We start from the raw sequence: 18,130 nt of genomic DNA, 5'->3' as shown, positions 1-18,130 counted from the left end.
CGAGTATTCGCAAGATCACGGGACGGGAGTGGCGGGGGTGGGGAGGGGTTCGGCGTCGGACGGGACCGGATCGCGGCTGCGCATCGCGAACACCACACGCAGCGCGCAGATCCACACCAGGGTCGAGCCGAGCACGTGCAGCAGGACGAGCGCGGCCGGGATGGCCAGGAAGTACTGTGTGTAACCGATCGCGCCCTGGGCCAGTTCGACGGCGAACAGCACCAGTACGGCACGCCGGGCCCGGGTCGGCGACTCGGTCAGGTGGAGCGCGAACAGCAGCGCGAACGTGAGGCCGACGACGATCCAGACGACATCGGCGTGCAACTGGGTCACGTCCCGGACGTCGAAGTGGAACCGCGAGGCGGCGGCGTCGCCCGAGTGCGGACCCGTGCCGGTCACCACGACGCCGGCGACGAGCAGCACGCCGACCGCGGCGAGCAGGATGAAGCCGAGCGTGCGGATGTGCCGGTGGACGAGTGAGCGCGGCGGCTCGACGCCCTCCCCGGCTCGGGCGAACAGCGCGTACGCCGCCCAGATCATGGCGATGGACAGCAGGAAGTGGACGCTCACCGTGTACGGGTTGAGCATGGTCCGCACCACGATGCCGCCCCACACCGCTTGGGCGAGAACGCCGATCGGCTGCAGCCAGGCGAGCCGTACCAGGTCGCGGCGGCCCCGGGCCCGGCCGTCGCCCGACCTGAGCAGCCGGATCGCGGCGACGACGCAGGCGATCCCGACCACGAGCACCACGAAGGTGATCAGCCGGTTGCCGAACTCGATCGCCATGTTGAACGGGGAGTGGTCGTCGTGCTGGGCCGGGACGAAGCTGTCCGGTGTGCACCTCGGCCAGGTCGGGCAGCCCAGTCCCGACTTGGTCACGCGCACTCCCGCGCCCGTGACCGTGATGCCCGCGTTGACGACGATGCTCGCGAATGCCCAGCGCCGCATCGTGACGGCACTGGGCAGCCAGTACGACCGGTGGAAACCGGCCGCGCGATCACGGATCTGGGTGGAAAGGCTGGTCACGCTCAAATGGTAGGCGGCGCCGGGGGCGGTCCCGCCTCCGGCCCACGACGGGAACGTGGGTATTGCGGAGGACAGTGATACACGCGCGCGGAGAGCTGCCGCTGGGCACCGACTTCGTCAACGAGTCGTTCATCGGCACCCGGTTCGTCGGCCGCCTGGTCGCGCACACGTCCGTCGGCGACGTTCCCGCCGTGGTCCCGACGATCACCGGCCGGGCGTGGGTGACCGGCACCGCGCAGTACTTCCTCGATCTCCGCGACCCCTTCCCCGAGGGCTTCCTGCTGTAGCTGCTTCGGTACGGCCGCGGTCAGCAATGCCGCGTCGATCGTGGATCATGCGGCTGACCGATCCCGGCACGGCTTACCGCTCGGTGTCCTGGGGGTACCAGCGCAGCTCGACGGTGTTGCCGTCCGGGTCCTGCACATATACCGACTGTGCGTCGCCTCGCGCGCCGAACCGGCGGACCGGCCCCTCCAGCACGGTGAAGGCGCCGGAATCGATCACTTGCCGCCAGTCCACAGGATCCACGACAAGGCAGATGTGATCCACGTTGGACGCGCCACGCGGGCGTTCGACCAGATCGATGATGGTGGACTCGTTGACCCGTACCGACGGGAAGGCGGCGTTACCCGCCCGCCACTCCGCGACCCGCTCCTCCTCGAGTCCGAGTGTTCCCGAGTAGAACATCAGCGCCCGCTCAACATCTCGCACGTTGAGCACCAGGTGATCAAAGGCTTTCACTCGCACGACGATCTCCTTCATCTGGAGGCCTGGCCTATTTCCCGACGGGTTCCAACGCATCGGTGCGGACGGTGCGTGAGGTCTTCTGGCGGGCGACGAGTGCGAGGAGGAGCGAAGCCGCTGTCAGCGCCACGCCGAACCAGACAACACTCGCGACACCCAGATGATCGGCGAACAGTCCGCCGAAAAGCGCCCCGAGGGCAATGGACGTGTTGTATGCCATGGTGTTCAGCGACATCGCGGCTTCGAAGGTGTCGGGCGCTGCGGCCTGCGTCATGTTGATCTGGGAAAGCTGGACGACCCCGAAGGATGCTCCCCAGAGAATCAGCGCGGTGATCGAACCGGCCTCCGCGTGAGCGATCGTGAGCAGCAACAGCAGGGACACCACGAGTCCCACGCAGCCGACGATGAAGCTGCCCCTCGAACTCTTGTTCACCGTGTATCCGGCGATGAAGTTTCCGGCCGCACCTCCGGCGCCGTAAACCATCAGCACCATGGTGATGAAGAAGGGCGTGGCGGATGCACTGTGCTCCAAGTAGGGCCGCACGAACGTGTACGCGCCGAAATGGCCGAGCACGAAGAGTACGACGATGCACAGCACCAGACGTAGCCGCACGTTCTTCAGCGGGAGCCCGAAGACTTCCCGCACCGAGACCGCGTTCGTCGACGGCAGCGACGGAATGGTGGTGACGACCGCGAGGAACACCAGCGCACTGAGGCCGGCCCAGACGAGGAACGTGGTGTGCCAGTCGGTGAGGCTTTCCATGACCGTGCCCAGCGGTATGCCCACGACCGCGGCGATCGAGATGCCGGACATCACGATCGCGGCCGCCCTGCTCGCGTGGCGTCCCGGAACAAGGCGCATCGCCATGCTCACGCCTATGGCCCAGAAAACCCCGCTGGCGAAACCCATGATGAGCCGCGTTGTCAAGACCAGCGGATAGTTCGGCGAGATGGCGGTGATCACGTTTCCCAGGGTCAATATCGCCAGGAGCGTGGACAGCAGGACCCGTCGGTTGACCCGCCTGGTCCAGGCCACGATGAACGGTACGCCGATCCCGGCTGAGACGCCGTACAGAGTGACCATCAGCCCGGCGATGCCCACGGATATGCGCAGGCTTGTGCTTATCGGAGTAAGCAGGCCGACGGGCATCAGTTCGGTCGTGAGGAATACGAACAGACTGGCTGTGATCGCAGAAACCCCCAGCCATGATCTCAAAGTCGAGTGCGGATGTCTGTCGTGTGTGGCCATCGGCTTCTTTCTGATGTCTTCGGGTTGGGCCGCTTCAGGGTTTCCGCCCTGCGCTCAAGGATGCGTGAGCAACGATCAATGAGTCCAACACATAGTTTTCATCGTGATCGATCGTGATGCACGATGGTTGAATGGAACTACAGCAGCTGAGGTATGTCGTCGCGGTCGCGGAGACCAGGAACTTCACCAGGGCGGCCGAGCACTGCCGGGTGGTGCAGTCCGCGCTCAGTCATCAGATCGCCGGTTTGGAACGGGAGCTGGGCGCTCGGTTGTTCGAGCGCACCAGCCGCCGCGTACGTCTGACACCGGCCGGAGAGGCGTTCCTGCCCGTGGCGCGGGAGTGCCTGGAGGCAGCGGACCGCGCACGGGCCGAGGTCGCGGCCGCCAGCGGGGAGATCCGCGGGCAGCTCGCCGTCGGCGCCATCCACACGATGGCGGCCGTCAACCTGCCAGTCGCCCTGAGGGACTACCGCCGGCGCCATCCGCGGGTGCACATCACCCTCACCTCGGCGGGCAGCGAAGACCTGATCGAGCGGGTCCGGCGAGGCGCCGTCGACGTCGCGTTCCTCGGACTGCCGCCCCGCAAAGAGCCGAAGGGCGTCCAGAGCCGACGGCTCGGCGCAGGCGAACTGGTCGCCGTGGTCGCGTCCGACTACCACCGGACGGAGCACGAGGTGGACCTGCGGAGTCTGGCGGACGAACCGTTCATCGACTTCCGTGCCGGCGCGGCCGGGCGAGCACAGTCAGACGAGGCCTTCGCAGCCGCGGGGGTACGGCGTGAAGTGCCCTTCGAGGTGTCGTCCGCCGACTTCATGGTCGATCTGGTACGGCAGGGCCTCGGCGTGGGCATGCTGCCGGCCGCGTTCGCCCCGCGCTTCTCCGACCTGCACATCATCCGTCTTCGTGATGCGCCCACGCGGGTGGAGCACCTGATCTGGGACAACCGGCCGTCCCCGGCGGCCACGGCCTTCCTTGAGCTGATTAGCACTGATCACGCGGAAGGCGTCTCCCATCTGAGTCACGCCGTACGGGAAACCTTCTCCGCGTGATCAACGCGACGTGGTGCATCCGGCCCGCCGGCCGGCATGAGGATGGCCCCGCCGCGTCACCTTCATCCGGAGCGGGTGGCGCCGATGGAGGCGATGACGACGCAGCCGATCGCGGCCCACTCGCGGATCTGGAGGAACTCCCCGAGAACGAAGAGCCCGACCAGCGCGGCGACGGCGGGCTCGAGGCTCATCAGGATGCCGAAGACCCGCTTGGACATGCGGCGCAGCGCCTCCAGTTCCAGCGAGTACGGAATGACCGACGAGAGCAGGCCGACGCCCGCGCCGACGAGCAGGATCTCCGGCCGCAGCAGATCGGTCCCGCCCGACGCCACGCCGACGGGCGCGATCACGGCCACCGCCACGATCATGGCGAAGGACAGCCCACTCGCGCCGGGGAACCGGGCCCCGGTCGCGGCCGACAGCACTATGTAGGCGGCCCAGCAGAGTCCGGCCAGCGCGGCGAACCCGATGCCCGCCCAGCTCGCGCCGCCCGCCACGCCCCAGGGAGCGAGCAGGATCACCCCGGCGCCGGCCAGCGCGACCCACAGCAGGTCGAGCCGCCGCCGGGACGCGGCGACCGCGACGCCGAGCGGCCCGATGAACTCGATCGCGACGGCGATCCCGATCGGCAGCCGGGCCAGCGCCTCGTAGAACGACAGGTTCATCAGCGCGAGGCTCAGCCCGAAGGCCGCGCCGACGGCCAGATCCCGTCGGCCGAGCCCCCGCAGCCGGGGCCGGGCGAACGGGATGAGGATGGCCGTGCCGATCGCGATCCGCAGGAAGACCACGGCGCTCGGCGGCAACTGGGCGAACAGGTTCTTGGCCAGCCCCGCCCCGAGCTGGACGGACAGGACTGCGAGCAGCACCAGCCCGGAGGGCGGCACGGCCCCGGACGCCGCCCGCAACGCCGAACCCGGCCGGAACCGCGCACGGTACGGCTCGGCCGGACCGGGCAGGGACTCGGAGGTCACGCCGCCGGCCCCGTCATTCCCATGGCCCACGTCATCCCTATGGCCCCCGTCATTTCCACGGTTCCGGTCATTCCCAGCGGAACGTCCGGGCGGCCAGGCCCAGCGTGACGATCGCCCAGCCGGCCAGCACGAGAAGCTGCGTCGCCGGCAGGCCCGCGCCGTTCGTCAGCACCCCGCGCAGCCCGTCGGACAGCGCGGTGATCGGCAGCAGCCCGACCACGTGCTGCACGCCGGCGGGGAACTTCTCGATCGGGAACAGCACACCGCCGAGCCCCAGCAGCACCAGGTAGACGAGGTTGCCCGCGGCCAGCGTCGCCTCGGCGCGCAAGGTGCCCGCCATGAGCAGGCCGAGCCCACTGAAGGCCGCCGTCCCGAAGAGGATCAGCAGCACCACCCACAGCGGGTCGCCCTGCGGCGACCAGCCGAGCGCGATCGCCACCATGCCGATGACGATGACCTGGAGCATCTCGACGGCCACGACCGCCGCCGTCTTGGCCAGCAGCAGCCCGGCCCGGGACAGCGGGGTGGCGCCGAGCCGTTTCAGCACGCCGTACCGCCGCTCGAAGCCGGTGCCGATGGCCTGGCCGGTGAACGCGGTGGACATGACCGCGAGCGCGAGCACGCCGGGAGCGATGAAGGCGACCCGGGACCCGCCGCCGATGTCGATCAGCGGCGCCAGCGAGAAGGCGACCAGCAGCAGGACGGGAATGATCAACGTGAGCACGAGTTGCTCGCCGTTGCGCAGCATCGCCCTGATCTCCGCGCCGGCCTGGGCGAGGACCATCCGGGGCAGCGGCGCCGCCCCAGGCCTGGGGGAGAAGTCGATCGCGTGGCCGGAAACAGGGGTGGCACCGGTCACCGCAGCTCCCTGCCGGTCAGCTCCAAGAACACGTCCTCCAGCGTACGCCGCTCGATGCGCAGGTCCTCCGTCGTGACGCTCTCGGCGGCGCACCACGCCGTGACGGTCGCCAGCATCTGCGGGCCGACCTGTCCCTCGATGATGTAGTGGCCGGACGGTGACTCCTTGGCGGCGCTGCCGGGCGGCAGGGCGTCGAGCAGCTGGTCGACGTCCAGGCCGGGCCGGGCGCGGAAGCGGAGTTGGCGCTCGGCGCCGGTCAGCTCCCGCGGGGTGCCCTCGGCGACCACCCGTCCATGGTCGATGACGACCACATAGTCGGACAGTTTCTCGGCCTCGTCCATCTGGTGGGTGGTCAGCACCACGGACACGCCCGCGTCCCGCAGTCCGGTGACCACGTCCCAGCAGGCGTGCCGCGCCTGCGGGTCGAGACCCGCCGTCGGCTCGTCCAGGAAGACCAGCTCCGGCCGTCCGATGACGGCCGCCGCGAGCGACAGGCGCTGCTGCTGCCCGCCCGACAGCCGCCGGTACGGCGTACGCGCGTGCTCAGTCAGACCCAGCAGGGCGAGCAGGGCGTCCGGATCGAGCGGGTGGGCGTAGAAGCGCGCGACCACCCGCAGCCACTCGCCGGCCCGTACTGCGGGTGGGACGCCGCCGGCCTGGAGCATGACCCCGAGGCGCGGTTTCAGCGCGGGGTCGGCCGGATCGAGGCCGAGCACCCGGACGGTCCCTCCGTCCGGACGCCGGAAGCCCTCGCAGATCTCGATCGTGGAGGTCTTGCCCGCGCCGTTCGGCCCGAGGATCGCGGTGACCTCGCCGGTGCGGCAGGTCAGCTTCAGTCCGTCGACGGCGGTCTTGCGCCCGTACCGTTTGACCAGCTCCCGGATCTCCACTGCGTGCGGTGTGCTCACGATCTCGAGTTTAGGGATCGGGCGGCGGGCCTCCGCATCCGGAGCCGCGTCACGGCGAGGCAACCGCGGTTAGGTAAGGCTTTCCTGCGTGAGAAATTGCACTCAGCTCGGCGTGGCGTAGGGTTTGTCGTGCGGGAAGGAATTACGGCACACTGATGTTGTGAAATACGTGCCCGGGAGGACGAACGCCGAGGGGGCCGCGAGGCAGCGGCCGTCGTCGGTCACGCCCGAGCACGCGGATACCAAGCACGGGGACATCAAGCACGGGGACATCGGGGCTGAACGCGGCACCCGGGCCCGCGTCGCGAGGCTGATCCTGGAGCACGGTCCCGTCACAGCCGCCGCGCTGGGCGAGCGGCTCGGACTGACCCCGGCCGCGGTGCGCCGCCACCTCGACGCGCTGCTCACCGACGGGATGATCGAGCCCCGTACGGCCGGGCCGTACGGCAGGCGGGGGCGCGGCAGGCCGGCGAAGATGTTCACCATCACCGACGCGGGCCGCAGCGCCTTCGTCCACGCCTACGATGACCTGGCCGGCAGCGCTCTGCGTTTCCTGGCCGAGCGCATGGGCGGCGAGGCGGTGTCGGAGTTCGCGCGCGCCCAGGTGTCCGGCCTGGTCGGCATGCTGGAGGCGGTCATGCGCGAGGTGCCCGCCGAGCAGCGGATCAGGGTGCTCGCCGAGGCGCTGTCGGCCGAGGGCTACGCTGCTTCGGCCAGCAAGACGGGCAGCGGCGGTGAGCAGCTCTGTCAGCATCACTGCCCGGTGGCGCACGTCGCGGCGGCGTTCCCCCAGCTGTGCGAGGCCGAGACCGAGGCGTTCGCTCGGCTTCTCGGCACTCCGGTGCAGCGGCTGGCCACGATCGCCAACGGCGACGGGGTCTGCACCACGCATGTGAGCTCCCACGCGCTGGCCGAACGGCGGGTGCGTGCCCCAGAGCCGAGCACATCCATATCGACGAGCAAGGAGTCCGGAAGGTGACTGTCACCGACCGCCCGGAGCTGGAAGGCCTCGGGAATTACAAGTTCGGCTGGGCCGACACGGACGTGGCCGGCGCCACCGCCCGGCGTGGACTGTCGGAAGAGGTCGTCCGCGACATCTCCGCGCTCAAGAACGAGCCGGAGTGGATGCTCGACCTGCGTCTCAAGGGCCTCCGGCTGTTCGGCAAGAAGCCTCTGCCGACCTGGGGCGCCGATCTCACGAGCATCGAGTTCGAGAACATCAAGTACTTCGTCCGCTCCACCGAGAAGCAGGCCGCGTCCTGGGACGAGCTGCCGGCGGACATCAAGAACACCTACGACAGGCTCGGCATCCCCGAGGCGGAGAAGCAGCGCCTCATCGCCGGTGTCGCGGCGCAGTACGAGTCCGAGGTCGTCTATCACAAGATCCGTGAGGACCTCGAGGAGAAGGGTGTCATCTTCGTCGACACCGACACCGGCCTGCGCGAGCACGAGGACCTCTTCAAGGAGTACTTCGGCACGGTCATCCCGGTGGGCGACAACAAGTTCGCCGCGCTGAACACCTCGGTCTGGTCGGGCGGCTCGTTCATCTACGTCCCGCCGAACGTGCACGTCGAGATCCCGCTGCAGGCCTACTTCCGGATCAACACCGAGAACATGGGCCAGTTCGAGCGGACCCTGATCATCGTGGACGAGAACTCCTACGTGCACTACGTGGAGGGCTGCACGGCCCCGATCTACTCGTCCGACTCGCTGCACTCGGCGGTCGTCGAGATCATCGTGAAGAAGGGCGCCCGCTGCCGCTACACGACGATCCAGAACTGGTCGAACAACGTCTACAACCTGGTCACCAAGCGCGCCGTGGCGTACGAGGGCGCGACTATGGAGTGGATCGACGGCAACATCGGCTCCAAGGTCACGATGAAGTACCCGGCCGTCTACCTCATGGGCGAGCACGCCAAGGGCGAGACCCTGTCGGTCGCCTTCGCCGGTGAGGGCCAGCACCAGGACGCCGGCGCCAAGATGGTGCACCTCGCGCCGAAGACGTCGTCGACGATCATCTCCAAGTCGGTCGCGCGCGGCGGCGGGCGGACGTCCTACCGCGGCCTGGTGCGGATCGACGAGGGCGCCGCCGGCTCGGCCTCGACGGTCAAGTGCGACGCGCTGCTGGTCGACCAGGTCAGCCGGTCGGACACCTACCCGTACGTCGACGTCCGCGAGGACGACGTGTCGATGGGCCACGAGGCCACGGTCTCCAAGGTGTCGGAGGATCAGCTCTTCTACCTGATGAGCCGCGGCCTGACCGAGGACGAGGCGATGGCGATGATCGTGCGCGGCTTCGTCGAGCCGATCGCCCGCGAGCTCCCCATGGAGTACGCGCTGGAGCTGAACCGCCTGATCGAGCTGCAGATGGAAGGGGCTGTCGGCTGATGGGCCTGGACACGAAGCCGCTGTCGACGCTGCACGAGATCTCGTCGTACAACGTGGCGGACTTCCCGGTGCCGACCGGGCGCGAGGAGGAGTGGCGGTTCACCCCGCTGTCGCGCCTGCGCGGCCTGCACAACGGCAAAGCCGAGATCACCGGCGGCGTCGTGGTCGAGGTGGACGTCGCCCCGGAGGCGACCGTCGAGACCGTCGGCCGCGAGGACCCCCGGATCGGCCGGGCGTACGTGCCGGCCGACAGGGTCAGCGCCCAGGCGTACTCGTCGTTCGAGAAGGCGACGGTCGTCACGGTGCCGCGCGAGGCCGTCACGTCGAAGCCGATCGTGATCAACGTGCGAGGGACGGGCGGCGCCGCGTACGGCCACATCCTGGTCGACGTCGGCCCGATGGCGCAGGCCGTGGTCGTGCTGGACCACCGCGGCGGCGCGCTCTACGCCGACAACGTCGAGTTCGACGTCGCCGAGGGCGCCACGCTGAAGGTGGTCAGCCTGCAGGACTGGGACGACGACGCGGTACACGTCTCGCACCACCATGCCAGGATCGGCAAGGACGCCACATTCCGGTCGTTCGTGGTCACCCTCGGCGGCGATCTCGTACGGCTGTCGCCCTCGGTGTCGTACACGGCGCCCGGCGGTGAGGCGGACCTGACCGGGCTGTACTTCGCCGACGCCGGCCAGCACCTGGAGCACCGCCTGCTGGTCGATCACACGGTGCCGAACTGCCGCAGCAACGTGACCTACAAGGGCGCGCTGCAGGGCGACGGCGCTCACGCGGTGTGGATCGGCGATGTGATCATCCGGGCGGAGGCCGAGGGCACCGACACCTATGAGCTGAACCGGAACCTGATCCTCACCGACGGCGCCCGCGCCGACTCGGTGCCGAACCTGGAGATCCTCACCGGCGAGGTCGCCGGGGCGGGCCACGCGTCCGCCTCCGGTCGCATCGACGATGAGCAGATCTTCTACCTCCAGGCCCGCGGCATCCCGTTCCAGGAGGCCCGCCGCCTGGTCGTGCACGGGTTCTTCGCCCAGCTCCTGGAGAAGATCGAGGTCCCCGAGATCCGGGAGCGGGTGCTCTCGGCGGTCGAAGCGGAGCTGGCCCGATGAGCGCCGAATGGGAGAGGGTCTGCTCCCTCGGCGACATCCCGGACGAGGGCACCATCGGTGTGGAGGTCGGCGACGTCCCGGTCGCGGTCGTCCGCGTCGGCGACGAGGTGTTCGCCCTGCACGACGTCTGCACGCACGCCGAGGTGAAGCTCAGCGAGGGCGACGTCTACGACCACACGCTGGAGTGCTGGCTGCACGGCTCGTGCTTCGACCTGCGCAGCGGCAAGCCCACCGGCCCGCCCGCGACCAAGCCAGTGAACGTCTACCGAGTCAAGATCGAAGGCGATGACGTGTTCGTCTCGCTCTCGAAGGAGTGAAACGTGCCTACCCTTGAGATCCGTGAGCTGCACGTCGCCGTCGGCGACAAGGAGATCCTGCGCGGCGTCGACCTGACCATCGCGGCGGGGGAGACCCACGCCATCATGGGGCCGAACGGCTCCGGCAAGTCGACCCTGGCCTACGCCCTCGCCGGTCACCCCAAGTACACGATCACGTCGGGCACCGTGCTGCTCGACGGCGAGGACGTGCTGGCGATGTCCGTCGACGAGCGCGCCCGGGCCGGCCTGTTCCTGGCCATGCAGTACCCCGTCGAGGTGCCCGGCGTCAGCGTCTCCAACTTCCTGCGCTCGGCGATCACGTCGGTCCGCGGTGAGGCGCCCAAGCTGCGCCAGTTCGCCAAGGACCTGAAGACCGGGATGGACGCGCTGTCCATCGACTCCGCCTTCGCCCAGCGCAACGTCAACGAGGGCTTCTCCGGCGGTGAGAAGAAGCGCCACGAGATCCTCCAGCTCGAGCTGCTCCAGCCGAAGATCGCTGTGCTCGACGAGACCGACTCCGGTCTCGACGTCGACGCCCTGCGCGTCGTCTCCGAGGGCATCAACCGGTTCCGGAGCAGCGGCGACACCGGCGTGCTGCTGATCACGCACTACACCCGCATCCTGCGGTACGTGAAGCCCGAATTCGTGCACGTCTTCGCCGGCGGCCGGATCGTCGAGGAGGGCGGCCCCGAGCTCGCCGAGAAGCTGGAGGCCGAGGGGTACGAGGCATACGCGAAGGCCTCCGCCTGATGACGAGCAGCGACGTCCAGCCGGCGGCGAGCGCGGGGAGCCTCGACGTGGAGAGGATCAGGAAGGACTTCCCGATCCTCTCCCGCGAGCTGCCCGGCGGACGCGAGCTGGTCTACCTCGACTCGGCGAACTCCTCGCAGAAGCCGATCCAAGTGATCGACACCATGCGCGAGCACCTGATGTCGCACTACGGCAACGTCGGCCGCGCCCTGCACGTGCTGGGCAGCGAGTCCACCGAGGCGTACGAGTCGGCTCGCGACAAGATCGCCGCGTTCGTCGGCGCGCCGTCGCGGGAGGAGGTGATCTTCACCAAGAACGCCTCCGAGGCGATCAATCTGGTGGCGTACGCCTTCGGCAACCCGGTGAACACCGACGAGCGGTTCCGCGTCGGCCCCGGTGACGAGATCGTCATCAGCGAGATGGAGCACCACTCCAACATCGTGCCGTGGCAGCTGCTCGCGCAGCGGACCGGTGCGACGCTGCGCTGGTTTCCGGTGACGGACGAGGGCCGCCTCGACGTCTCCGGCCTGGAGGAGCTGGTCACCGAACGCACCAAGATCGTGTCGATAGCGCACCAGTCGAACGTGCTCGGCACGGTCAACTCGGTCTCGCCGATCCTGGCGAGGGCCCGTGAGGTGGGCGCGCTGATGATGCTCGACGCCTCGCAGTCGGTGCCCCACCAGGCCGTCGACGTGTGCGAGCTCGGCGTCGACTTCGTGGCCTTCACCGGGCACAAGATGACCGGGCCGTCCGGCATCGGCGTCCTGTGGGGCCGCCGCGAGCTGCTCGAGGCGATGCCGCCGTTCCTCGGCGGCGGCGAGATGATCGAGGCGGTCTGGATGGACCGCTCGACCTACGCCCCCGTGCCGCACAAGTTCGAGGCGGGCACGCCGCCCATCGTCGAGGCGGTGGGGCTCGGCGCGGCCGTCGACTACCTCACCTCGGTCGGCATGGACCAGATCAAGGCGCACGAGCGGACGCTCACCCAGCACGCACTGGACGCGCTGACGGAGATCCCCGGGCTGAGGATCATCGGTCCGCGCACGGTGGTCGCCCGCGGTGGCACGGTCTCCTTCACTCTGGAGGGCATCCACCCCCACGACGTCGGCCAGATTCTCGACGACGTGTACGGCATCGCGGTGCGGGTAGGCCACCACTGCGCCCGGCCGCTCCACCTGCGCTTCGGCATCCCGGCGACCACCCGGGCGTCTTTCTACCTGTACAACACGACGGCCGAGATCGACGCGCTCGTCCGCGGCCTCCACCACGTGCAGAAGGTGTTCGGCTGAGTCATGATCGCTGAATCCATGTACCAGGAGCTGATCCTGGAGCACTACAAGCGCCCCCAGGGCCGGGGGCTGCGCGAGCCGTACGACGCGGAAGTCCACCATGTGAACCCGACCTGCGGCGATGAGGTCACGCTGCGGGTGAAGCTGGCCGACGGCGGCAAGGTGCAGGACGTCTCCTACGACGGCCAGGGATGCTCGATCAGCCAGGCCGCCGCCTCGGTGCTGCATGATCTCGCCACCGGGTCGACGGTGGAGGAGTCGCTCGCGGTCGTCGACGAGTTCACCCGGCTGATGCAGGGCAGGGGCCAGGTCGAGGCCGACGAGGACGTGCTGGGCGACGCGGTGGCCTTCGCCGGGGTGGCGAAGTTCCCCGCCCGCGTCAAGTGCGCCCTGCTGGCCTGGATGGCCTACAAGGACGCGGTGTTGAGAAGCCAGGAGGCGATGTGAGCAAGCCGACGGAGACCCCGACAACCACCTATGAAGGGGATGTCTCCACCGATGAGGTGCTGGAGGCGCTGAGGGACGTCGTCGACCCCGAGTTGGGCATCAACGTCGTCGACCTCGGCCTGATCTACGGGGTCAACCTCGACCCCGCCGGCGAGGGGGAGCGCCCCATCGCGACGGTCGACATGACGCTGACCAGCGCGGCCTGCCCGCTGACCGACGTGATCGAGGACCAGGCCAACTCCGCGCTGGCCGATCTGACGTCGAGCGTCGTGATCAACTGGGTGTGGCTGCCGCCGTGGGGGCCTGACAAGATCACCGAAGAGGGGCGCGAGCAGTTGCGCATGCTCGGCTTCAACGTCTGATCGAGGATCTTCGCCGGATGCCCGGCCGTCCCGGCGCGGGGCCGGCCCGGCGTCCGGCGGCGCTGTCAACCCTTCAGGCCGCCCACACCCCCGCCCAGTTCTCCGCCGGCCTGCGCGACGGCGTCACCCCGCCCTCGACCTTCTTCGCCGCCTCATCTCGGTCTGGCCGTTCAACGGCCACGAGGGCGGCGGATCCCAGCAGGCACAGGAGATGCTCCGCATGGCCCGGAAGGCCCTCAGCTGAGCCGGCACCGGTCCGCTACCCTGAATGGGCCCGTACGACGATCCCGAGAGAAGACATGAAGACCTTCGAAGAGCTGTACGCCGAACTGGCTGAGAAGGCGCGCACCCGCCCGGAGGGGTCGGGCACGGTGGCCGCACTGGACGCCGGCGTCCATGCCATCGGCAAGAAGGTCGTGGAGGAGGCCGCCGAGAGCTGGATGGCGGCGGAGTACGAATCCACGGAGCGGACCGCCGAGGAGATCTCGCAGCTGCTCTACCACATCCAGGTCCTCATGCTGGCGCGCGGCATCGGACTGGACGAGGTCTACAAGCATCTCTAGGGGGTGTGCTGCCCCCGGGAGATGCCGCCGTCCTCACCTCGTTCAATCTGACTCCGGAAGGGTTATCCACCCCATGCTGCGCATCGCCGTACCGAACAAGGGCGCGCTCGCCGAGGCCGCCCAGACGATCCTGAAGGAAGCCGGATACCGGCAGCGCAAGGACAGCAAGGAGCTCGTGGTCGTCGACCCGGACAACTCCTGCGAGCTGTTCTTCCTGCGCCCCCGCGACATCGCCGTCTACGTCGGCGAGGGTACCCTCGACGCCGGCATCACCGGCCGCGACATGCTCTTCGACTCCGGCGCCCCCGCCGAGGAGGTCATGCCGCTCGGGTTCGGGCGGTCGACGTTCCGCTTCGCCGCCGCCCCCGGCGCCTACTCCGGGGTGACCGACCTGGCCGGGCGGCGCGTCGCCACCTCCTACGCCGGACTCCTCGGCAAGTACCTCGCCGACCAGGGCGTCGACGCCCGGGTGATCAAGCTGGACGGCGCGGTCGAGACCGCGATAAGGCTCGGCGTCGCCGACGCGGTGGCCGACGTCGTCGAGACCGGAACCACGCTGCGCAACGTGGGCCTGGAGACGTTCGGCGAACCGATCGCCTCCTCGGAGGCCTTGCTGATCAAGCGGGCCGGCGCGCCGGAGGAGAACGGGTTCCGGCAGCTCATCCGCCGCCTCCAGGGCGTTCTGGTGGCCCGTGACTACGTGATGGTCGACTACGACATCCGGGCCGAGCGCATCGACGAGGCCATCTCGATCACTCCCGGAATGGAGGGGCCCACGGTCTCCCCGCTGCACCGCGAGGGCTGGGTCGCGGTGCGGGCGATGGTCCCCAGGAAGGGCCACCAGCAGGTGATGGACCACCTCTGGGAGATCGGCGCCAAGGCCATCCTCGTCACCGACATCTACGCCTGCCGGCTCTGACCACCGAAGGTCGAGAACATCGGCTGTTTGACGTTCATGCGTTGGCATTGTAGGGTTGCCCTTCGTTATGCCCGAAGCGACTTGAACGACGGTGTTCGTGACAGGGGCGCTCGCGAAGACGCGGGTGAATCGAGTGGCATTGCCGCCTGACGCAGGAGCCCTACCAGCCGGTTAAGTCGGACTTTTGGCCCACCCTTGTGTCCGATTCGGGTAGGGCAAAGCAGTACATGTCCCGGCTCGTCCTTTCATAGAAGTGACGTGCCCCCCGTGTTCCGACACGTTGGCTTCCATGAAAGGCACGACCTCGTGACCATGCTTGACGCTGGCCATATTCTTCCCGCCTCCGACTCCACGCCCGGCGCCACGTTCGTGACGCTCGGGCTGCCCAGGCCGCTCGTGTCCGCGCTGGCCCGGGAAGGCATCACCACGCCGTTCCCCATCCAGGAGGCGGCCATCCCCGACGTACTCGCCGGACGTGACGTGCTGGGCCGGGGCCAGACCGGCTCCGGCAAGACCCTCGCCTTCGGCCTGCCGACGATGGCCCGCGTCGCGGGGGAACGCGCCGCCTCCGGGCGGCCGCGCGCCGTCATCCTCGTGCCCACGCGCGAACTGGCCCTGCAGGTCGCCGACACCCTGGAGCCGCTCGGCCGTGGTCTGTCGCTGCGCACCAGGACCGTCGTCGGCGGCATGCCGATGGGCAGGCAGATCGACGCGCTCCGCCGCGGCGTCGAGATCGTCGTGGCCACGCCCGGGCGCCTGACCGACCTCATGAAACAGGGCGAGTGCTCGCTCGAGGATGTCGAGGTCACGGTGCTCGACGAGGCCGACCATATGTGCGACCTCGGCTTCTTCCCCGTGGTGAGCGCCATTCTCAACGCGACCCCGGCGGACAGTCAGCGGCTGCTCTTCTCCGCCACGCTCGACGGTGACGTGGACAAGCTGGTCCGGCGGTTCCTCACCGACCCGGTCACGCACTCGCTGGCTCCGGCGACATCCCCGGTCGAGACCATGGAGCACCACCTCTTCCAGGTGCACCGGGACGACAAGGTCGACGTCGCCGCTGAGATCGCCAACCGCGAGGGCCGTACGATCCTGTTCGTCCGCACCCAGCACGGTGTGGACCGGCTCGTCAAGCAGTTCGCCAGGGTGGGGGTCCGCGCCGGAGGGTTGCACGGCGGCAAGCGGCAGAACCAGCGAACCCGCATCCTCGATGCGTTCCGCGAGGGCAACGTGACCGTCCTGGTCTGCACGGACGTCGCCGCCCGCGGCATCCACGTCGACGACGTCAGCCTCGTGCTGCACGTGGATCCGCCGATGGATCACAAGAGCTACCTCCACCGCGGCGGCCGTACGGCCCGCGCGGGGGAGAGCGGCAGCGTCGTGACGCTCGTCATGCCGGACGAGCGCCGCTCCATCAACGCGATGACCCGGCGAGCGGGCATCACCCCGACGTGGCACCGGGTCCAGCCCGGCGACGCGGTCCTCGGCGAGGTCGCGGGGGCGCGGCGGCCCAGCGGCGAGGCCATCGCCGTGTGGCAGCCCGAGGTCCGCAATGCGCCGCGCCCGCGCCGTGAGGGCCAGCCGTCGGACCGCCGCCGCTATCAGGGAGAGCGCCCCCACGGCGTCTCGAATGGCAACAGCGGCTCGTACGGAGGCTTCCAAGACGACCGGCCCCGCCGCCGGGACGGCGAGAGCCGGCCGGAGCGGCGGGGTGGCGGCTTCCGCCAGGGAGGTCGCGCAGGAGGCCGCTCCGGCAACCGACACGGCCGCTGACCGTCGGTCCGCCGGCGACGTCCTTCTCGTCAGACGAAATAGCGCAGCCAGACATACGCCCAGGCCATCAGAATGCTCAGCGCGGTCACGAAGATTCCATACCTGGTGAACTGCCAGAAGCTGATCTTGTGGCCGGTGCGGGCCGCGATGCCGAGCGCGACGATGTTGGCGCTGGCCGCCACCGCGGTGCCGTTGCCGCCGAAGTCGGCGCCCAGCGCGAAGGCCCACCACAGCGCCTGCCCGGTCTGCGGATCGGCGGTCTGCGCGACCAGGCCCTCGACGATGGGCGCCATGACGGTGGCGTAGGGGATGTTGTCGAAGAAGGCCCCGAGCACGCCGGAGCCGAACAGCAGCGTCGTCGCGGTGAGGAAGTGGTTGCCGCCGAGCACCCCCACGGCCCAGCCGCCGATCGCCGCGATGACGCCCGTGTGGACCAGCCCGGCGACCATCACGAACAGGCCCATGAAGAAGACCAGGGTGGGCCACTCGACCTCGCGCAGCACCTCTGAGACGTCCGTGCGGGCCACCAGCATCATCACCCCGGCGCCTACCAGCGCGACGAGCGCCGGCTCCAGCGGCAGCACGGAGTGCAGGCAGAACGCGAGGATGACCGCACCGAGCACGATCATGCACCGGACGAGCAGGCGCCGGTCGGTGATGGCCCGCCGCTCCTGCAGGGCCATCACCGATGCCACGTGCTCGGGGTTGTACTGGAACGCGTTGCGGAACAGCACCCGGGTGAACAGTACGAACGTCACGAAGATGATGACCACGATGGGCGCCATGTGGACGAGGAAGTCGTTGAACGTCAATCCGGCGCGGCTGGCGATGATGATGTTGGGCGGGTCACCGATGAGGGTCGCGGCGCCGCCGATGTTGGACGCGAGCACCTCGGCGATCAGGTACGGCTGAGCCGGGATGCGCAGCCGGTCGCAGACCACCACCGTGACCGGCGCGACGAGCATGATCGTGGTGACGTTGTCGAGGAACGGCGAGGCGATCGCGGTGATGGTCATCAGCATGACCATCAGCCGGTACGGCTGCCCTTTCGACTTCTTGGCCGCCCAGATCGCGAGGTAGTCGAAGATCCCCGTCTGCTTGACGATGCCAACGATGATCATCATGCCGAACAGCAGAAATATAACGTTCCAATCGATCCCGGCATGCTCGGAGAAGAACACCTCGGTGCCGGGGATCAGCGCCAGCACGGCCATCAGACCGGCGGCGATCAGCACCACCTTGACCTTGTTCGCCTTCTCGGTGGCGATGAAGAAGAAGGCGACCAGGAAGATCGCGAGAGCGGCGACAGCGCTCATCGGCGCCCCCCCGGCGGCGCGACTGGTACGGACCCTTTCGGCGCGGAAATCATGGAAACGGCGAAGGAACTCATGGCAGGCC

General features: G+C 68.9%; 19 protein-coding genes and 1 pseudogene. 13 read left to right on the top strand and 7 right to left on the bottom strand.

Annotated features, from left to right (window positions below; genetic code table 11):
* Positions 1 to 15 precede the first annotated feature (15 nt).
* A complete protein-coding gene (locus ACFHYQ_RS12420) occupies positions 16 to 1,026 on the bottom strand; it encodes a COX15/CtaA family protein (RefSeq protein WP_394301266.1) in 1,011 nt (336 codons plus the stop codon).
* 47 nt (positions 1,027 to 1,073) lie between these two features.
* Here ACFHYQ_RS12420 and ACFHYQ_RS12415 point away from each other — a divergent pair.
* Positions 1,074 to 1,313 (top strand): annotated as a pseudogene (locus ACFHYQ_RS12415) (proline racemase family protein); the annotation flags it as partial.
* A gap of 73 nt (positions 1,314 to 1,386) precedes the next feature.
* On the opposite strand, the gene ACFHYQ_RS12410 reads toward ACFHYQ_RS12415, so the two are convergent.
* Positions 1,387 to 1,773: a VOC family protein gene (locus tag ACFHYQ_RS12410; protein WP_394301265.1), complete on the bottom strand. Its 387-nt coding sequence runs from the start codon at positions 1,771 to 1,773 to the stop codon at positions 1,387 to 1,389.
* Positions 1,774 to 1,801: 28 nt separating this feature from the next.
* Entirely contained in the window at positions 1,802 to 3,019 is a 1,218-nt protein-coding gene (locus tag ACFHYQ_RS12405) for an MFS transporter (RefSeq protein ID WP_394301264.1), read from the bottom strand.
* A gap of 131 nt (positions 3,020 to 3,150) precedes the next feature.
* On the opposite strand from ACFHYQ_RS12405, the gene ACFHYQ_RS12400 reads away from it, so the two are divergent.
* Positions 3,151 to 4,068: a LysR family transcriptional regulator gene (locus ACFHYQ_RS12400; protein ID WP_394301263.1), complete on the top strand. Its 918-nt coding sequence runs from the start codon at positions 3,151 to 3,153 to the stop codon at positions 4,066 to 4,068.
* A 62-nt stretch (positions 4,069 to 4,130) separates the two neighbouring features.
* On the opposite strand, the gene ACFHYQ_RS12395 is transcribed toward ACFHYQ_RS12400, so the two are convergent.
* From ACFHYQ_RS12395 to ACFHYQ_RS12385, 3 genes are all read right to left on the bottom strand, one after another.
* On the bottom strand, positions 4,131 to 5,039 hold the full coding sequence (locus ACFHYQ_RS12395; protein WP_394301262.1) for an EamA family transporter: 909 nt from the start codon (positions 5,037 to 5,039) through the stop codon (positions 4,131 to 4,133).
* Positions 5,040 to 5,106: 67 nt separating this feature from the next.
* The gene (locus ACFHYQ_RS12390; RefSeq protein ID WP_394301261.1) at positions 5,107 to 5,898 is read right to left on the bottom strand and encodes an ABC transporter permease; all 792 of its coding nucleotides are present in this window, start codon (positions 5,896 to 5,898) and stop codon (positions 5,107 to 5,109) included.
* A complete protein-coding gene (locus tag ACFHYQ_RS12385; protein ID WP_394301260.1) occupies positions 5,895 to 6,806 on the bottom strand; it encodes an ABC transporter ATP-binding protein in 912 nt (303 codons plus the stop codon). The genes ACFHYQ_RS12390 and ACFHYQ_RS12385 overlap by 4 nt, the downstream gene beginning before the upstream one ends.
* A gap of 160 nt (positions 6,807 to 6,966) precedes the next feature.
* Between ACFHYQ_RS12385 and ACFHYQ_RS12380 the strand changes: the two genes are divergently transcribed.
* From ACFHYQ_RS12380 to ACFHYQ_RS12330, 11 genes are all read left to right on the top strand, one after another.
* Positions 6,967 to 7,785 carry a helix-turn-helix transcriptional regulator gene (locus ACFHYQ_RS12380; RefSeq protein WP_394301259.1) on the top strand — a complete coding sequence of 273 codons (819 nt, stop codon included), beginning with the start codon at positions 6,967 to 6,969 and terminating at the stop codon, positions 7,783 to 7,785.
* Entirely contained in the window at positions 7,758 to 9,194 is a 1,437-nt protein-coding gene (sufB, locus tag ACFHYQ_RS12375) for a Fe-S cluster assembly protein SufB (protein ID WP_446746295.1), read from the top strand. The genes ACFHYQ_RS12380 and sufB overlap by 28 nt, the downstream gene beginning before the upstream one ends.
* A complete protein-coding gene (gene sufD, locus ACFHYQ_RS12370; RefSeq protein WP_394301257.1) occupies positions 9,194 to 10,312 on the top strand; it encodes a Fe-S cluster assembly protein SufD in 1,119 nt (372 codons plus the stop codon). The genes sufB and sufD overlap by 1 nt, the downstream gene beginning before the upstream one ends.
* Positions 10,309 to 10,629 (top strand): non-heme iron oxygenase ferredoxin subunit, encoded by a 321-nt coding sequence (locus ACFHYQ_RS12365; protein WP_394301256.1) that lies wholly within the window; start codon positions 10,309 to 10,311, stop codon positions 10,627 to 10,629. Before sufD ends, ACFHYQ_RS12365 begins: the two co-directional genes overlap by 4 nt.
* Positions 10,630 to 10,632: 3 nt before the next feature.
* Positions 10,633 to 11,379: a Fe-S cluster assembly ATPase SufC gene (gene sufC, locus ACFHYQ_RS12360; RefSeq protein WP_394301255.1), complete on the top strand. Its 747-nt coding sequence runs from the start codon at positions 10,633 to 10,635 to the stop codon at positions 11,377 to 11,379.
* Positions 11,379 to 12,668, top strand: coding sequence for a cysteine desulfurase (locus tag ACFHYQ_RS12355; RefSeq protein WP_394301254.1), 1,290 nt, complete (start codon positions 11,379 to 11,381; stop codon positions 12,666 to 12,668). The genes sufC and ACFHYQ_RS12355 overlap by 1 nt, the downstream gene beginning before the upstream one ends.
* A gap of 3 nt (positions 12,669 to 12,671) precedes the next feature.
* Positions 12,672 to 13,115, top strand: coding sequence for a Fe-S cluster assembly sulfur transfer protein SufU (gene sufU / locus ACFHYQ_RS12350; RefSeq protein ID WP_055482145.1), 444 nt, complete (start codon positions 12,672 to 12,674; stop codon positions 13,113 to 13,115).
* A complete protein-coding gene (locus ACFHYQ_RS12345) occupies positions 13,112 to 13,477 on the top strand; it encodes a metal-sulfur cluster assembly factor (protein WP_204015661.1) in 366 nt (121 codons plus the stop codon). The genes sufU and ACFHYQ_RS12345 overlap by 4 nt, the downstream gene beginning before the upstream one ends.
* A gap of 299 nt (positions 13,478 to 13,776) precedes the next feature.
* The gene (locus tag ACFHYQ_RS12340) at positions 13,777 to 14,040 is read left to right on the top strand and encodes a phosphoribosyl-ATP diphosphatase (RefSeq protein ID WP_204015797.1); all 264 of its coding nucleotides are present in this window, start codon (positions 13,777 to 13,779) and stop codon (positions 14,038 to 14,040) included.
* A gap of 64 nt (positions 14,041 to 14,104) precedes the next feature.
* A complete protein-coding gene (hisG, locus tag ACFHYQ_RS12335) occupies positions 14,105 to 14,959 on the top strand; it encodes an ATP phosphoribosyltransferase (protein WP_394301313.1) in 855 nt (284 codons plus the stop codon).
* 312 nt (positions 14,960 to 15,271) lie between these two features.
* Positions 15,272 to 16,732: a DEAD/DEAH box helicase gene (locus ACFHYQ_RS12330; protein WP_394301312.1), complete on the top strand. Its 1,461-nt coding sequence runs from the start codon at positions 15,272 to 15,274 to the stop codon at positions 16,730 to 16,732.
* A gap of 29 nt (positions 16,733 to 16,761) precedes the next feature.
* On the opposite strand, the gene ACFHYQ_RS12325 is transcribed toward ACFHYQ_RS12330, so the two are convergent.
* Entirely contained in the window at positions 16,762 to 18,048 is a 1,287-nt protein-coding gene (locus tag ACFHYQ_RS12325; protein WP_394301253.1) for an ArsB/NhaD family transporter, read from the bottom strand.
* Positions 18,049 to 18,130 lie beyond the last annotated feature (82 nt).

The sequence above is a fragment of the Sphaerimonospora cavernae genome, from assembly GCF_042435035.1.
Lineage (GTDB): Bacteria > Actinomycetota > Actinomycetes > Streptosporangiales > Streptosporangiaceae > Sphaerimonospora > Sphaerimonospora cavernae.
The sequence above is the reverse complement of the archived record's forward strand: the minus strand, read 5'-3'. Positions and strand labels throughout refer to the sequence as shown.

Excerpts from the sequence above, each read along its gene's own strand:
- ACFHYQ_RS12405 (WP_394301264.1), bottom strand. The coding sequence starts at position 3,019 with ATGGCCACACACGACAGACATCCGCACTCGACTTTGAGATCATGGCTG.
- ACFHYQ_RS12400 (WP_394301263.1), top strand. The coding sequence starts at position 3,151 with ATGGAACTACAGCAGCTGAGGTATGTCGTCGCGGTCGCGGAGACCAGG.
- sufD (WP_394301257.1), top strand. The coding sequence starts at position 9,194 with ATGGGCCTGGACACGAAGCCGCTGTCGACGCTGCACGAGATCTCGTCG.
- ACFHYQ_RS12365 (WP_394301256.1), top strand. The coding sequence starts at position 10,309 with ATGAGCGCCGAATGGGAGAGGGTCTGCTCCCTCGGCGACATCCCGGAC.
- ACFHYQ_RS12355 (WP_394301254.1), top strand. The coding sequence starts at position 11,379 with ATGACGAGCAGCGACGTCCAGCCGGCGGCGAGCGCGGGGAGCCTCGAC.
- sufU (WP_055482145.1), top strand. The coding sequence starts at position 12,672 with ATGATCGCTGAATCCATGTACCAGGAGCTGATCCTGGAGCACTACAAG.
- ACFHYQ_RS12340 (WP_204015797.1), top strand. The coding sequence starts at position 13,777 with ATGAAGACCTTCGAAGAGCTGTACGCCGAACTGGCTGAGAAGGCGCGC.
- ACFHYQ_RS12330 (WP_394301312.1), top strand. The coding sequence starts at position 15,272 with ATGCTTGACGCTGGCCATATTCTTCCCGCCTCCGACTCCACGCCCGGC.
- ACFHYQ_RS12325 (WP_394301253.1), bottom strand. The coding sequence starts at position 18,048 with ATGAGCGCTGTCGCCGCTCTCGCGATCTTCCTGGTCGCCTTCTTCTTC.